Raw genomic sequence first — 15026 nt, 5'->3', positions numbered from 1 at the left:
TCTTCATCAAACTGTCACGCAACTGTGGCAGCGCGCTTGAACAGACTTCATCAGACTCGCGCTCTACTGGGGTTCTGCGTTTCGGTGTTTGTTCATGCGGGTACGATTCTTTTCAATGATGCTGTTGCTGGCCGGGCTGACGCTCGGCCAGTTGTCTTTTGGCGCTTCGCGTTGCGACGTCAATGTCCCCACCCAACGGGTCGAACTGGAGCAGGTCAGCCTGGCGTACCAGAGCATCGGCCGTGCCTCGGACCCGGCGTTATTGCTGGTGATGGGCCTGGGCGGGCAACTGATCCACTGGCCCGACGAGGTGGTGGTCGCCTTGTGTCAGCAGGGGTTTCGGGTGATCCGCTATGACAACCGCGACGTGGGCCTGTCCACTTGGCGCCAGGTGCCGGACAGCGCCAACCTGACCTTCGAGGTCCTGCGCTACAAGCTCGGCCTGCCGGTGGCGGCGCCTTACACCCTGACGGACATGGCCGACGATGCCCTGGGCCTGATGAATGCCCTGCATATCGAGCAGTTTCATGTGCTGGGCGCGAGCATGGGCGGGATGATCGCCCAGCACCTGGCGGCCATGGCGCCGCAGCGGGTGGAAAGCCTGACCTTGATCATGACCAGCTCCGGCGCCGAAGGCCTGCCCGCGCCCAATGCGGCGCTGGTGCAGTTGCTCTCGCGACGCGGTGCGCCAAACCGCGCGGTGGCCCTGGAGCAGCAGGCCGATTTACTGGCGGCCCTGGGCAGCCCCGAAGTCAGTGACGATCGCCAGGTGCTGTTGCACCAGGCTGCGGAGTCCTACGACCGTGCATTCAACCCCGAAGGCGTGAAGCGTCAGATCATGGCGATCCTCGCCGAGCCGAGTCGGGTCACCCTGCTCAACCAATTGCGGGTGCCGACCCTGGTGGTGCACGGCACCGCCGACCCGCTGCTGCCGGTGATGCACGGCGTGCACCTGGCCGCGCATATCCAGGGCAGCCAATTGAAGCTGATCCCGGGGCTGGCCCATCGTTTCCAGGAGGCGTTCAAGGCGCCGTTGCTGGCGGCGGTGCTGCCGTACCTGCAAGCCCACCGTGAAGACACCTCGCACTGGGCGCAGATCGAACCCCTGGCCGCACCGAACCTGCTGTGAGCAGGGGCGGCACAGGCTGAGGCTCAGCGAATGATTTTATCGACCTGGATCCCGAGCTTTTTCAGGCGATACCAGAAGCTGCGCTCGGAGATGCCAATCAATTGCGCGGCGGCGGCTTGCACGCCATTGCTCTGTTGCAGGGCGCTGAGGATGTAGGCTTTTTCCACCTCGGCCAGGGCCGCTTCCAGGTCGCTGGGCACGCTGGCCCCTGCGCTCAGCGCGACCCCCGGGGCACTGTCGGCCGGTGCCGGGGTGAACAGGTAATCGGGCAGGTCGTTCTCTTCGATCACTGCACCCTTGGCGACGATGGTCGCGCGTTCGACGCAGTTCTGCAGTTCGCGGATATTCCCCGGCCAGCTGTAGTTGGCCATGGCCTGCAGGGCCTGCGGGCTGAAGCCGCTGATGCGTTTGCCGGCGGTGGCGCCCAGGGTATGGGCGAAGTGGCGGGCCAGGGGCGCGATGTCTTCGACCCGCTCACGCAGGGCGGGCAGAGGGATGGGGAAGACATTCAGGCGGTAGTAGAGGTCCTCGCGAAACTCCTTGTTGGCCACCGCTTCGAGCAGGTTCTTGTTGGTCGCGGCGATCACCCGCACATCGACCTTGCGCTCGCGCGGGTCGCCCACCGGTTCGATCACCCGTTCTTGCAGGGCGCGCAATATCTTGGCCTGCAACGCCAGGGGCATGTCGCCGACTTCATCGAGAAACAGGGTGCCCTTGTCAGCCTGCTGGAAACGCCCGACCCGGTCCGCCACGGCGCCGGTGAAGGCGCCCTTGCGGTGGCCGAACATCTAGCTTTCCAGCAGCCCTTCGGGAATCGCTGCGCAGTTGACCGCCACAAACGGCCGGCCGGCGCGGTTGCCGTGCTTGTGGATGGCCCGGGCAACCATTTCCTTGCCGGTGCCGCTTTCGCCGGTCAGGAGGATGGTGGCGCTGCTTTCACGCACCGAATCCACGGCTTGCAGCACCCGGCGAAAGGTCGGGCTGTCGCCCACCAGGCTGTCGATCTGCTGGTGCTCGTCGAGCTCGGCGCGCATGCGCTGGTTGTCTTTGAGGATGTCGCGAAACTGCAGGGCCTTGCTGACGGTGATGTCCAGCTCGTCGATATCGAAGGGTTTGGCAATGTAGTCGTAGGCGCCGTCGCGCATCGACTGCACGGCGTTTTTCACCGTGCTGTAGGCGGTCATCACGATCACCGGCAACTGCGGATAGCGCAGCTTGATCTCGGCCAGCAGTTGCGGGCCATCCATGCCGGGCATGCGCCAGTCGCTGATCACCAGGTCGATGTCTTCCTGCTCCAGAACCTTGAGCGCGTGCAGGCCGTTGCTGGCGGTAAACACCTGGATGCCGTTCTGGCTCAGGGCCGACGACAGCAGGTCGCAGAGTTTGGGCTCGTCATCGACCACCAGCAGGTTATGCGTCATCAGCGTCCTCTTCGTCATCTTCACCGTTGGCCGGAATGTACAGGCTGAACGTGGCGCCGGCATCTTTTTCACTGCTGCATTCGATGTGCCCGTCATGGTTTTCCATGATCGAGAACACCTTCGCCAGGCCCAGGCCGGTGCCCGAGGCCTTGGTGGTGACGAACGGCGTGAAGATGCGTTCAAGCATGTCCGGCTCGATGCCTTGCCCGGTGTCGGTGACGCTGATGATGGTGTAGTCCTCGTCCTGGGCGATGCCCAGGGTCAGGCGTCCGCCTTCGGGCATGGCGTCTATGGCATTGAGGACCAGGTTCAGGCAGGCCTGCTTGAGCTGGCGTGCATCGGCGTACAGGGTCGCGCCCGGGGCCTGGTCGTCGATCCGCGCATCGATCTTGTGCAGGGCCAGTTCCGGTTCGCAGAAGCCGATCAGTTCTTCCATCAGCGGCCGGGCCGGCTGGGTCGAGCGCATGGGCGCGCTGGGCTTGGCGAAATCGAGGAAGTCGGTGATCAGATCGTTGATGCGGCTGACTTCGCTGATCACGTATTCCAGGTGGCGCTTATCGCCGTCGGGCAAGTCGGCACGGCGGTGCAGCAACTGGGTCGCGGTCTTGATGATGCCCAGCGGGTTGCGGATTTCATGGGCCAGGCCCATGGCAACCTCGCCCAGGGCATGCAGTCGATCACGGCGACGCAGTTGCGACTCCAGGTGCTGCAACTCGCCCAGGCGCTCGGTCATGTGGTTGAAGGTGCTGCTCAACTCGGCCAGTTCATCGCCGCCGCTGACCGGCACCCGCTGTCGGTAGTCGCCGGCAATCACCGCTTGCACGCCTTTGGACAGGCCGCGCAAGGGCCGGGTCAGGCGCTGCGAGACCAGCCAGCCGACGGCCAGGGAGGCTGCCGAGCTGAGAAGGAAAATCAGGATGAACAGGTTGCTCTGGTTGACCAGCCCCACCAGGCTGCTGTGGCGCAGCAGGCCGCTGAAAATCACACCCACCAGGTCGCCGCTGTCATTGAAGATCGGCCGATACAGGCCGCTGTAGCGGCTGGTGAACTGTTCGCTGGGCTGGCGCGTGGTGCGCAGGATCGCTTCGATTTTTTCCGGCACCCGGTTGGGGTGATCCTCGAAGCGCTGGGTGGCGAAGATCTCGGCAAAATCGTCGGCCTTGGCCAGGTATAGGCGCAGGTCGAGGGAGTGCACTTCGGCCACGCTGGTGAGGAAGCTGGCATCCAGGTAGGTGGCGATCAGCAGCTGGTAGTCGATGCCATCCAGGGTGGTCTGGAAGGTCGAGACCACCACGCCGGTCGCCACGCCGCCGACCTGGACCGTCTGCAGCACGGCATTGGACGCAGTGCTGATCTGCCCGACGATGTTGTCGGCAGCGGTACTGAACACCACTTTGTGGTCGCTTTTGCGGATCAGCGCCACCACGTCGATACCCATCGAGTCGGCAATGTCGGCGGTCAGCTTGTCGTGCTTGGCCGCATTGCGATCGGTGGGCGGGCGGGTGTAGCGCAGGAACAGCTGGGCGATACGGGCGTTGTCGTGGAGGATTTCGGTGATCTCGTCCTCGACGATCTTGGTCGACTCCTGCAGCCAGATACGCACGTTGCTGTCGAAGATTTCCGACAGGGTGGCCGCTGCCAGCTCGGCGGCGATCATGGTCGGGATCACGCTGACCATCCAGAAGGCCAATACCAGCTTGCGCTGCAGGCTCCAGCGAGAGATGGCAAACGGGCGCGGGGGACGGCGTTCTTTTTTGGTCATGAACTTTCGCTTATTGCAGCAGCCATGGCGGGGTCGGATCGATCCGGGCGGACAAACAGTTTTATCAGTTTGAGCAGGGTGTTGAGCAAGGGGTTTCGATGCCGGAAGAACAACGTATTGCCGGTAAAGGAACAGCCCAGGCGCAGTTTACTGGCGTAGCCGGCCTGGCCACACTCGTACAGCGCAATCTTGTGTTCGATACAGTAGTCGACATTGGCCAGCCAGCTACGCATGTACAGGTTGTGCTCCCGGGTGAGGTCCAGGTCGTGGGCGAAAAACTTGTCGATCAGCCGATGCCGGTCGATGAGGATCAGGTTGAACGCCACCAGTTGTTCGTCGATCCAGTACAGCACGCAGGCCGCGCGCTCGCCCAGGTGTTCGAGGATGCCGGTGAAGTAGTCCGCCGGCAGGCGTTCGAATTGCAGGTCGCTGCGCGCCAGCGTCGCCTCATACAGCCGCATGATGTCGGGCATGACGTCGTCGATCGAGCGCCGCCATTCAATCCGCGGGCCCGGCGCGCGCAGTTTGCGCCGCAGGTCCTTGCGGGTGGATTTGCCCAGGGTGCCCAGGTAAGCGTCGATGGAACCAAAGGGAATCGGCAGCAGCGCGCTCGGCAGGCTGGGCATCGCCTGGAAACCTGCGGCCTGGCAGCTGTCGGCCCATTGCCGGTCGCTGCTGGGGGCGTCCTTGACCGCCCGCAGGCCGATGCCGAGGGCGTCGGCATCGCGTTGGGCGATCAGCAGCAGGTGTTCCAGCAAGGCCTGGCGCCGTTCGACCGGCACATGGCTGGCGGTGCCGGCATTGCACTGTTCGGCCACCGGTGAACCGATGGCGTACAGGCGCAGTTGCAACAGTCCCGGCCAATAGCGCTGCAGGCGCTCGGTGATGCGCTTGCCGATTCCCTGGACCGTGGTGTCGAGCCGATACCCGGTGGTGAAGGCCGGCGCCACCGCCACCAGGGTCGAGCCTTCATAGAGCGCCAGGTAGCGCCATTGGAAGTCTTCGATCCCGGCGTTTTCCACCGCCAGGTAATAGTCCCAGTCCTCCAAGGCATTCGGGAAACAGTCATTCCAGGCACGGCGGTCGATGGCCTGGATGGTCGAATAGGCTTGGGCGGTAATCACGTCTCGTCCTTAAGTTACGCCAGCTGTCGATAGTCTTCGCGCACGGCTGGCGAGTGAGCCTGTTGCTCGATGAACGCGAGGCTTAACTCCACGACCCGACGGTATTGCAGGTCGACTGTGATCATGTGATAGCAGTTGTCGAGGAGGATCTTGGTCACTGGGCCACCGAGTTTGCGTTCCACATAATCGGCGTTCCAGCGGCTGGTGATGTCGTCTTCGATCGAGTGCAGCACCAGGGCCGGCGTGGTGATCGACGGCATGCGTTTTTTCACCACGGCGTTCATCCGATGCAGTTCGCGCACGGTCACCCCCTCCATGGTCAGCAGCCCGGCATTGCTGCTCTCGCCGGCTTTCATCTGCCGCTCGACGATGGCCCGCAGGCGTTGGTTCTTGATGCCGTAGGGCGGTTTTTCCTCGAAGCTGCAGATGTGCACGCCGAACGGAATCTTCATCAGCAACGGGGTCAGGAACGCCAGTTTGTTGATGCTCCAGCCGTCGTACTTGAGGGTGGTCGAATACATCAGCAGGCCGGTGACCTGCCCCGGATGCTCGGACGCCACGTACATCGACATCACTGCACCCATGGACAAGCCGCCGACAAATACCTGCTGGTGACGCTGACGCACGCCGACGAAGGTTCTGCGCACCCCCTCGTACCAGTCCTGCCAGCCGGTGGCCTGCAGGTCGCTGTTGTCCCCGCAGTGCCCGACCAGGGTCGGCACGTACACCGTGCAGCCCTGCTTGGCCAGGCCCTGGGCCACCCGACGCAACTCCGTCGGGGTGCCGGTCAGGCCGTGGATCAACAGGACCCCGACCGGACCATTGCCGAGAACGAAGCCCGAGTCGCCTTGACCCAGATCGATCCCTGCCACGTTCACCGCTTCATGGCTCGAACCAGCAACTGCTCGAGCAGCTTCAGGCCCAGGTCGATTTCCGGATAGCTGATCTCCAGGGACGGTGCCAGGGTGATCACGTTCTTGTAGTAGCCGCCGACGTCGAGGATCAGGCCCAGTTTCCGACCGTCAACCAGCATGTCGCCCTTCATGCCTTCCTCGACCATGTAGTCCAGGGTCGCCTTGTCCGGGGTGAAGCCGTCCGGACCGCAGATTTCGCAGCGCAGGGCCAGGCCCAGGCCGTCGACATCGCCGATGATCGGGAAGCGCTTCTGCAACTCCTGCAGGCCGTCGAGGAAGTATTTGCCCTTGGCCATGACCATCGCGCCGTAGTCGACTTCGCTGGTCATCTTGAACATTTCCAGGCCGACCGCCGTACCCAATGGGTTGGAGGCGAAGGTGGAGTGGGTGGAACCTGGCGGGAAGATTTTCGGGTTGATCAATTCTTCCTTGGCCCAGATGCCGCCCAGTGGGTTCAAGCCGTTGGTCAGTGCCTTGCCGAACACGATCACGTCGGGTTGCACGTCGAAGTGTTCGATCGACCACAGCTTGCCGGTGCGCCAGAAGCCCATCTGGATTTCATCGACCACCATCAGGATGCCGTGCTGGTCCAGGACCTGCTTGAGCTCGCTGTAGAAGTTCATCGGCGGGATCACGTAGCCGCCGGTGCCCTGGATCGGCTCGACGTAAAACGCGGCGTATTCGCTCTGGCCGACTTTCGGGTCCCAGACACCGTTGTATTCGGTTTCGAACAGCCGGGCGAACTGCTGCACGCAGTGGCTGCCGTACTCTTCCTTGGTCATGCCTTTCGGGCCACGGAAGTGGTACGGGAACGGAATGAAGTTGGCGCGCTCGCCGAAGTGGCCGTAGCGGCGACGGTAGCGGTAGCTGGAGGTGATCGACGAGGCACCGAGGGTCCGGCCGTGGTAGCCGCCTTCGAAGGCGAACATCAGGCTCTTGCCGTTGCTGGCGTTGCGCACCACTTTCAGCGAGTCCTCGATGGACTGCGAGCCGCCGACGTTGAAGTGCACGCGGCCGTCGAGGCCGAATTTCTTCTTGGCATCGACCGCGATCATTTCCGAGAGCTCGATCTTGCCTTTGTGCAGGTACTGGCTGGCGATCTGCGGCAGGGTGTCGATCTGCTGTTTCAGGGCGTTGTTCAGACGCGGGTTGGCGTAGCCGAAGTTGACCGCCGAATACCACATTTGCAGGTCGAGGTAGGCCTGGTCTTCGGTGTCCCAGACGTAGGAGCCTTCGCAGCGGCTGAAAATGCGCGGCGGCTCGATGTAGTGGACGGTGTCGCCGTAGGAGCAGTACTTGGCTTCTTTTTCCAGAAGGATCTGGTCTTCTGCGGTGGCAATGCGAATGTCAGACATGATGGAATAGTTCCTGTGGTTCAGCAGAATTTTCAAGGGAGAAGGTATTGGCGTTGGCGCTGCCGTTAGGCAGTTGGGCCATCAGCGCAGGCAGCTCGGCGAAGGTGTCGAAGCGTGCATAAGGAATTTCATTGCGCTCGCAGTATTCGGCCAGGCGGTCCTTGGCAAAAACGAAGTCGGCGGTGGAGGCCACGCACATGTCGGACTGGCCGTCACCGATCACCAGCACGCGTTTGCCACGCGGGGTGGATTTGCATTTGCAGTTGCCGGATGCCGCACGGCAGGCGTCGCTGGCGTAGGGGAAGTCGATGCGCCAGCTGTTGTGGTCGACCTGGCGCAGGCGGTTGGCAAGGATCGGCAGCAGGCTCACGTAGTTGCGCGCCAGGATCCGGGCGATGCCTTGTTCGATGCCGTCGCTGACCACTTCAATGGAGGCGCCGAGGCCGGTCACATGGTCGACGAAGTCGGGAAAGTCGGGGTCGATTTCGACACTGTCGAAATACCCGAGCAGCTCGGACGGGGTCGCCTTGACCAGCGCCAGTTGGCGACTGAGGCACTCACGGGAACCGATGTGACCGTCGAGCCACTCCTGCTCGATGCTCTCCCAGCTAGGGTCGGCGAAGCGTTGGAGGACGTTGTCGATCACGTCGGTGCGGGTGATGGTCCCGTCGAAGTCACACACGATATGCCAGTGCATCATCTGCAGTTACCTGTTGGATAGGAGCGCTGTTTGCGCTTGCCAGAGAGGTAGAGCAGGGACTGTGCCAACTGGAGAAAACCCAGCAGGGCTGGGCTTGCGGCGGCGGGTCGGGGCGTTTTTCAGCTTTGTAGCTACAATTTTTGTAGCTTGCTACAAACAACATCAGTGCTTGCGCAGACACCGACGTCTAGGGATTGATGCGCGCATGTTCAGACAAGGAAATGCACCCATGCCCAGGTTCACACGTTCTGCCCTGTTCGCCGGCCTGCTGGCGTTGGGGGCGGGTTCCACAGCCCTGGCCGACGACGGCATCACCGGACAGGTCGGGCTGGGCGTCGGCTACCAGCCCCACGACCCAAGCGGCAGTCGCTATGAAAGCGTGCCATTGCCGTACTTCGACCTGGACTGGGGTCCGGTCAGCCTCGACACCGATGACGGCCTGACCTGGGATGCCCTGTCGGCCAACGGTTTCAGCGCCGGGCCGTATATCAATTACTTGCCAGGGCGTAACGCCAACGGCTCGCTGCGCGGCCTGCGAGACGTGCCGAACATGGCCGACGTTGGGGGTTTTATCGAGTATGCGCCGGACGATTTCTGGCGCGTGTTCGCCTTCCTCGGCCACGCGGTGGCGGGAGGCGATGGTCAGGGCGGGGTGCTGGGCAAGGTCGGTGGCGAGATCGGTTACCCGCTGGGTGCCGGGATTATCGGCAGCAATAACCTGACCGCACACTTTGCCGATGGGCGTCAGGCCCAGACCTTTTTCGGGATCAGTGGCGACGAGGCCCAGGCCTCCGGCATCGCGCCGTACAACGCCAGTGGCGGTTTGCAGAACGTGACCCTGACCCAGAACCTGCAAATTCCCCTGGGCGGCGACTGGTCGCTGATGACCAGTGCCAGCTGGATTCGCCTGACCCATTCGGCGGCGGACAGCAGCATCGTGCGCGAGAAGGGCCAGGTCAATCAGGGCCAGGTGCAGACCGCAATCAGCTACAAATTCTGAAGCGTGCTGGCTGCGGCCAGCGTCGTTTCAGCTTGCCTCGCCCTCGGCCAGCAGGGCGATCCCGCCGATGATCACCAGTACGCCGACCCAGTGCAGCAGGCTGATCTGCTCGCCCAGGCCCAGCCAGGAGCCGAGCAGCACCACCACGAACACCAGTGAACTCAAGGGGAAGGCCAGGGACAGGCTGCTGCGTCGCAGAATCAGCATCCAGACGAAAAAGGCGCCGATGTAACAGGCGATCGCCAGCAGGATCCCCGGGTTGGCGGCCACCGCCAGCAGCCATTGCAGGGTGAAGTCCATCTGTCCCAGTTGGTCGCCGGCCACCTTGGTCGCGATCTGCCCGGCGCTTTCAAAGCCGATCAGCAGGGCCCAGAGCACCACGGTGCCCAGGCGCTCGTGGAGCCAGCCGGATGAGGTGGTTGAAGTCATGTAGGGTTCCTTTCAATCGTGAATAGAGGCTCAGGTACTAGCGATGCACACCAGCATCACGCCCAGGGTGATCACCAGGGTGCCGAGCCAGCGCCGCCGGCTGACGTGTTCACCGAGGATGACCTTGCCGGCCAGGACCACGCCGCAATAGGCCAGGGCCGCGGCTGGAAACAGCAGGCTCAGGGGCGCGCGGGACAAGGCTTCGAGCCAGACGAAAAACTCGATCACATAGGCGCCGATCCCGCACCAGAGCAGGGGCGCATTGAATACCTGGCCCCAGAACGCATTGAGGCGAAAGCCGCCTTCGAGTTCGGGCAGGCGGTCCAGGCCGAGCTTGAAACAGAGTTGGCCGATCACATCCAGGACGATGGAAAAGGCCACCAGCAGAACAACGGTCAAGGTCACGGGTACAACTCCTCGAACAGGCTCATCAGCGCTTCATTGGTCACCGAGTTGCGCAGCAGGTCGGCCTGGCTCCAGCGTTCGACAGGCGGTTGGTCGGATGTGGCTTCCCAGCGCTTGAGGGCGTTGCTGAAGGCCGGCGCGGCAAATTCGCCGCAGACATCGATGCCCAGAACCCGTTTGCCCTCGGCCAGCAGGCGCAGCGCCTGCAATAAGTGGCTCAGGCGCATGCCGCCCTGGTCCCAGTTGGTCGCGGCGTCTTCACTGGCCAGCACGTCTTTGTCGATGGTGATCCAGACCGCCTCGGTGGGCAGGCCGGCGATCATCTGAGCGATGAAACCGGGCCAGTCCTGGTCCACCAGGTTGTGCCAGTGCAGATGGTTTTCCCGCTGCTGGTGCCCGGCGCCATCGCCGATCCGGCCCCAGACCTTGGACGGCGCATGCTGCCAGGGAAACAGCTGCAGCTTGCCCTGGCGCAAGGCGCCCAGGTTGCCGCCGCGCAGTTGCGGGCTGTCGAGGTCCTCGCTGCACGGCCCCAGGGTGACGATGCGCTGGATGTGGGGCATTTGCAGCGCGCGGTTGACCCAAGAGCCGCAGTGCCGACGCGGGGCCAGTCGCACCCAGTCGGGGTGGTTATCGAAGTGGATCAGGCTCACCGGCTCCTTCAGGTTGGCGAGAAAGGCCGGGGTCAGATGGTGGTAGTCGCCGGAGCCGACAAAGAAGATTTCCGGCTGCGGCCCGTTATGCGCGGGCCGCTGGCCCAGGCGTTCGCTGAAGCGCCGGTAGGTGCGCTCGGTGGACCAGAGCCGCAGTTTCGGGCCCAGGTCCAGCAGGTCCAGGCGCCGCGCCTGACCGTTTTCCAAGCGTCGCGTGACGGCCTCCTGGGCGGTCAGACTGTGGTCGAGATCTAAAATATTCAACGTGTGATTTACCCATGGCAGCGCCCCGCCAGCGCTGAAACGCAGACCGGCCGGGCTTTCCACGGTAATTGCAAAGACCGGGCCACGTTCGAACGCGCGCCTGGACCGTAGCCGCTGCCGCAGGCCCGGATGAACGCCGAGGGGGTGTCAGGCAGATGAGGGGCGCCAGGTCCGGCCAGCGCAGCCTCGCGGGCTCGGCAGCGGCGACAGGTCAGGCGTGCAGGCGGACCCAGACGCTGACCAGGACCGTCGCGGCCATCAGCCAGGCCACGGCGGCCACGGCCAGGGAGGCTTCGAGGCGCAGGCGGTCGACCATCACGTACAGCGTCGCCAGGTACACGAAGTACGGAATGATCGACCACATGCCAAAGACGATGGTGGTCTTCAGGTCTTCCACCGAACGGCCCTTGCCGACGATGTAATGGGCGATCAGGGCGAAGGTCGGAAACAGCGGCACCAACCCGGCGATGTAGTAATTCCGGGTTTTCGCCAGGGCGGCCAGGATCAGCACCACGCCAGCGCCCAGTGCAGCTTTGAGCAATAGATCCACAGGTATATCTCGCTTGGGTCGGGTTAGTGGCTCAGGCCGTACTTCTTGACCTTGTCGAACAGCGTGGTCTTGGCCATGCCCAGTTCCTGGCTGGCCTGGGTCAGGTTGCCGCCGCTGCGCTGCAAGGCATCGCCCAGCAGATTGCGCTCGAAGGCTTCCACCGCTTCGGCAAAGCCCAGGCCCTGGGCCGGGTGGCTGCCGGATTTCTTGAACACCGGCAGGCCCAGGGCGAAGCGCTCGGCGACGTTGCGCAGCTCACGCACGTTGCCCGGCCAGTCGTGGCTCATCAGGATCGATACGGTCTGGTTGTCCAGCTCCGGCACCGCGCGGTCGAAACGCAGCGACGACTGCTGCAAAAAGTGCTCGAACAACTGCAGGATGTCCTCGCGCCGCTCGCGCAAGGGCGGCAGCTCCAGGGTCACCACATTCAGCCGGTAATACAGGTCGCTGCGAAACTGGTTGGCGCGGCTCAACTCATCGAGGTCGGACTTGGTCGCGGCAATCACCCGGCAGTCCACGGCCACGCTCTGGTTCGAGCCCAGGCGTTCCAGGGTGCGCTCCTGCAAGACCCGCAGCAGCTTGATCTGCAGGTTGATCGGCATGCTTTCCACTTCGTCGAGGAACAGCGTGCCGTCATGGGCGTGCTCGATCTTGCCGATGCGTCGCTTGCCGGCGCCGGTGAAGGCGTTGGCTTCGTGGCCGAAGATCTCGCTTTCGAACAGGTTCTCCGGCAGGCCGCCGCAGTTCAGCGCGACGAACTGGTGAGCGTGACGTCGACTGAAGTCATGCAGGCAGCGCGCGACCAGTTCCTTGCCGGTGCCGGTCTCGCCTTCGATCAATACGTTGGCCGAGGTGTCGGCGACGTTGGCGATCAGCTCGCGCAGGTTCTGCATGGCCGGTGAGCGGCCGATGATCCGGCCTTCCAGGGAGTCGCGCTCGGCCAGCTGCCGGCGCAACGAGGACACTTCCCGAGCCAGGCCCCGCTGTTCCAGGGCGCGGCGCGCAACGTCCACCAGGCGCTCGGGGGAGAAGGGTTTTTCCATGAAGTCGTAGGCGCCTTTCTGCATCGCGCCCACCGCCATGGAGATATCGCCGTGCCCGGTGATGAGTACCACTGGCAAGCTGCGATCGCGCGCCTTGAGGCGGGTCAGCAGCTCCAGGCCGTCGATACCCGGCAGGCGGATATCACTGATCACGATGCCGGGAAAGTTCTCGCCGACCTGGGCCAGGGCGTCCTCGGCACTGCCGACGCCGATGCAGGGGATGTCCTCCAGCCCGAGGGCCTGTTGGCAGCCCAGCAGGACATGGGGGTCGTCTTCGACGATCAGCACGGTGAGGTCGTGGTTCATAGCGGCTCGGCTCGAGTGGGGCTTACCAGGGGCAAGCTGAGGACGAAGGCGGTGCCTCCGGTGGCCGGGTGCTCGACACCCAGATTGCCGCCGGTGGCCGCGGCCAGGCTGGCCGACAGGGTCAGGCCGAGGCCCAGGCCCTGTTCACCCGGCTTGGTGGTAAAGAAGGGTTCGAACAGGTGCTTGCGCGCCTCGGCGTCGATGCCGTGGCCGTTGTCACGCACCCGCAGGCGGTATTTATCGTCGACCTGTTCGCCTTCCAGCCACAGCTCGGGCGCCGGTTGCGCCTGCATGGCGTCCAGGGCATTGCCGATCAGGTTGACCAGAATCTGCTCCAGACGCGTCTGGTCGATCTGTAGCTGAACGTCGCTGAAGTGACGGCGCAGGGCCAGTGGCAGTGGTTCGATACGCGCATTGAGCAGTTGCAGGGCCGCGTCCACCGCCTTGCCCAGGCTGGCTTCGCCCTGGTCGTCACCGCGCCGGGCGAAGGAGCGCAAGCTGGCGGTGATGCGGCCCATGCGATCGATCAATTCATTGATGGTCTTGAGGTTGGCGCTGGCGGTGTCCAGGGCTCCCCGTTCCAGGAAGCGCACGGTGTTGCCGGACAAGGTGCGCAGCGCCGCCAGCGGCTGGTTCAATTCGTGGGCGATGCTGGTGGACATCTGGCCGATGGCCGCCAGCTTGCCGGCCTGCACCAGTTCGTCCTGGGCGCGGCGCAGGGTCTCTTCGGCCTGGCGTCGTTCGCGGATCTGCCCCTTGAGCCGTTCGTTGCTGGCACGCAGGTCGGCGGTGCGTTCGGTAATCCGACGCTCCAGCTGATTGTTGGCTTCCTGCAGCGCTTCACGGGCGGCCAGGCGGGTGGCGATCACCTTGCGCCGTTCGTTCCAGGCGATCAGCAGGAACGCCACCAGGGCAAAGGCCACCGCCACCAGGATTCCCTGATTGATGGCTTCGCGGCGCAGGTCCTGCAACGGGGTGAGCAGGGTGAAATTCCACGGTGTGTCGCTCAGGGGCCGGGTCTGGGACAGGTAACTGATTTCCTGTTCGTCGGAGACCAGTTCGGTGTTGGCCGGGAAGGTCAGTTTTTCCACGCCCTCGGCCAGGCGTTCGCGGGCCAGGGGTTCCAGTTCGTTGAGCGGGAACCAGTAGTACTGCAGGCTGCGGGCCAGGCGCTCCTTGGTTTCATCGCTCAGGGGACGGACCGACTTGAGCCGCCGCGCCGGGTCGCTGGAGAGGATGATGATGCCGTTCTCGTCGCTGACAAAGGCTTCCAGGCGCGCTCGTTGCCAACGCTCTTCCAGGGCTTCGAGGCGGACCTTGACCACGGCCACGCCGATGATCTTGCCCTGGGCCTCCAGGCCATGGGCCAGGTAGTAGCCCGGCTCGCCATTGGTGCTGCCGATGCCGTAGAAACGTCCGGGCTGGCCGCGCACGGCGTTCTGGAAATACGCGCGAAATGACAGGTCTTCACCCAGGTAGCTGTCGACATCCCGCCAGTTGCTGGTGGCCAGCACCCGGCCAGTGGTGTCCATCACGTAGATCGCCCGACTGCGGCTGCGCCGGTTCAGGCCTTCGAGGTAATCATTGACCGTTTGCCGGTGTTCGGGCGTCGGGTCTTCCAGCAGCCGGGAAACGCTGGATTCCAGTTCCAGCAGGCTGGGCAGGTAGGTGTATTTGCTGATCTCGCTTTCGACGGCGCGGGCGTGCAGTTCCAGCTGCCGCTCGCCGTTTTCGCTGAGGCTGCGGACCCCGTTGTGCTCACTGACCCAAAAGCCGGCATACCCCAGGCCGATCATCAGCAAAATGATCAGTGGCGGCAGGAACAGTTGGCGAATCAGGCGAGGTTTCACGGCGAGTGATGGCGGCGCGGCGCGATAGAGAGTGGGGTCGCATTTCATCACAGATGCCTTGGGTCAACCAGCATGGCGAGGGGCCTGCTCTGGTTTCCAGTCGAGCGCGGAACCCGTGGCG

General features: G+C 63.7%; 13 protein-coding genes and 1 pseudogene. 2 read left to right on the top strand and 12 right to left on the bottom strand.

From position 1 onward, the window contains the following. The first annotated feature begins 115 nt into the window (after nucleotides 1-115). Nucleotides 116-1129, top strand: a complete 1014-nt coding sequence (locus MF4836_RS21500) for an alpha/beta fold hydrolase (RefSeq protein WP_178102976.1) — start codon at nucleotides 116-118, stop codon at nucleotides 1127-1129. Between the two features lie 23 nt (nucleotides 1130-1152). On the opposite strand, the pseudogene MF4836_RS21495 reads toward MF4836_RS21500, so the two are convergent. From MF4836_RS21495 to MF4836_RS21470, 6 genes and pseudogenes are all read right to left on the bottom strand, one after another. Next, a pseudogene (locus tag MF4836_RS21495) lies at nucleotides 1153-2550 on the bottom strand (sigma-54-dependent transcriptional regulator). Further along, nucleotides 2540-4312 carry a sensor histidine kinase gene (locus MF4836_RS21490; protein WP_078471947.1) on the bottom strand — a complete coding sequence of 591 codons (1773 nt, stop codon included), beginning with the start codon at nucleotides 4310-4312 and terminating at the stop codon, nucleotides 2540-2542. The pseudogene MF4836_RS21495 and the gene MF4836_RS21490 overlap by 11 nt, the downstream one beginning before the upstream one ends. Beyond that, nucleotides 4309-5436: a GNAT family N-acetyltransferase gene (locus tag MF4836_RS21485; protein WP_078471946.1), complete on the bottom strand. Its 1128-nt coding sequence runs from the start codon at nucleotides 5434-5436 to the stop codon at nucleotides 4309-4311. Before MF4836_RS21485 ends, MF4836_RS21490 begins: the two co-directional genes overlap by 4 nt. 14 nt (nucleotides 5437-5450) lie before the next feature. Further along, nucleotides 5451-6314: an alpha/beta hydrolase gene (locus MF4836_RS21480; protein WP_078471945.1), complete on the bottom strand. Its 864-nt coding sequence runs from the start codon at nucleotides 6312-6314 to the stop codon at nucleotides 5451-5453. Next, the gene (locus tag MF4836_RS21475; RefSeq protein WP_078471944.1) at nucleotides 6311-7705 is read right to left on the bottom strand and encodes an aspartate aminotransferase family protein; all 1395 of its coding nucleotides are present in this window, start codon (nucleotides 7703-7705) and stop codon (nucleotides 6311-6313) included. Before MF4836_RS21475 ends, MF4836_RS21480 begins: the two co-directional genes overlap by 4 nt. After that, nucleotides 7698-8405, bottom strand: coding sequence for an MtnX-like HAD-IB family phosphatase (locus tag MF4836_RS21470; RefSeq protein WP_078471943.1), 708 nt, complete (start codon nucleotides 8403-8405; stop codon nucleotides 7698-7700). The genes MF4836_RS21475 and MF4836_RS21470 overlap by 8 nt, the downstream gene beginning before the upstream one ends. A 229-nt stretch (nucleotides 8406-8634) precedes the next feature. Between MF4836_RS21470 and MF4836_RS21465 the strand changes: the two genes are divergently transcribed. Continuing rightward, nucleotides 8635-9405, top strand: coding sequence for a MipA/OmpV family protein (locus MF4836_RS21465; RefSeq protein WP_078471942.1), 771 nt, complete (start codon nucleotides 8635-8637; stop codon nucleotides 9403-9405). 27 nt (nucleotides 9406-9432) lie between these two features. On the opposite strand, the gene MF4836_RS21460 is transcribed toward MF4836_RS21465, so the two are convergent. The 6 genes from MF4836_RS21460 to MF4836_RS21435 form a co-directional block, all read right to left on the bottom strand. Then, entirely contained in the window at nucleotides 9433-9834 is a 402-nt protein-coding gene (locus tag MF4836_RS21460; protein ID WP_078471941.1) for an EamA family transporter, read from the bottom strand. Between the two features lie 30 nt (nucleotides 9835-9864). Next, nucleotides 9865-10239, bottom strand: coding sequence for an EamA family transporter (locus MF4836_RS21455; RefSeq protein WP_078471940.1), 375 nt, complete (start codon nucleotides 10237-10239; stop codon nucleotides 9865-9867). After that, nucleotides 10236-11156: an arginase gene (locus MF4836_RS21450; protein ID WP_078472053.1), complete on the bottom strand. Its 921-nt coding sequence runs from the start codon at nucleotides 11154-11156 to the stop codon at nucleotides 10236-10238. The genes MF4836_RS21455 and MF4836_RS21450 overlap by 4 nt, the downstream gene beginning before the upstream one ends. 211 nt (nucleotides 11157-11367) lie before the next feature. Then, entirely contained in the window at nucleotides 11368-11697 is a 330-nt protein-coding gene (locus MF4836_RS21445; protein ID WP_178102975.1) for a GlpM family protein, read from the bottom strand. Nucleotides 11698-11729: 32 nt separating this feature from the next. After that, nucleotides 11730-13055: a sigma-54-dependent transcriptional regulator gene (locus tag MF4836_RS21440; protein WP_078471938.1), complete on the bottom strand. Its 1326-nt coding sequence runs from the start codon at nucleotides 13053-13055 to the stop codon at nucleotides 11730-11732. Then, entirely contained in the window at nucleotides 13052-14953 is a 1902-nt protein-coding gene (locus tag MF4836_RS21435) for a sensor histidine kinase (RefSeq protein WP_078471937.1), read from the bottom strand. The genes MF4836_RS21440 and MF4836_RS21435 overlap by 4 nt, the downstream gene beginning before the upstream one ends. Nucleotides 14954-15026 lie beyond the last annotated feature (73 nt).

It is taken from the genome of Pseudomonas sp. MF4836 (assembly GCF_002018875.1).
Classification (GTDB): domain Bacteria; phylum Pseudomonadota; class Gammaproteobacteria; order Pseudomonadales; family Pseudomonadaceae; genus Aquipseudomonas.
This window is presented reverse-complemented; position numbering and strand designations above follow the sequence as displayed.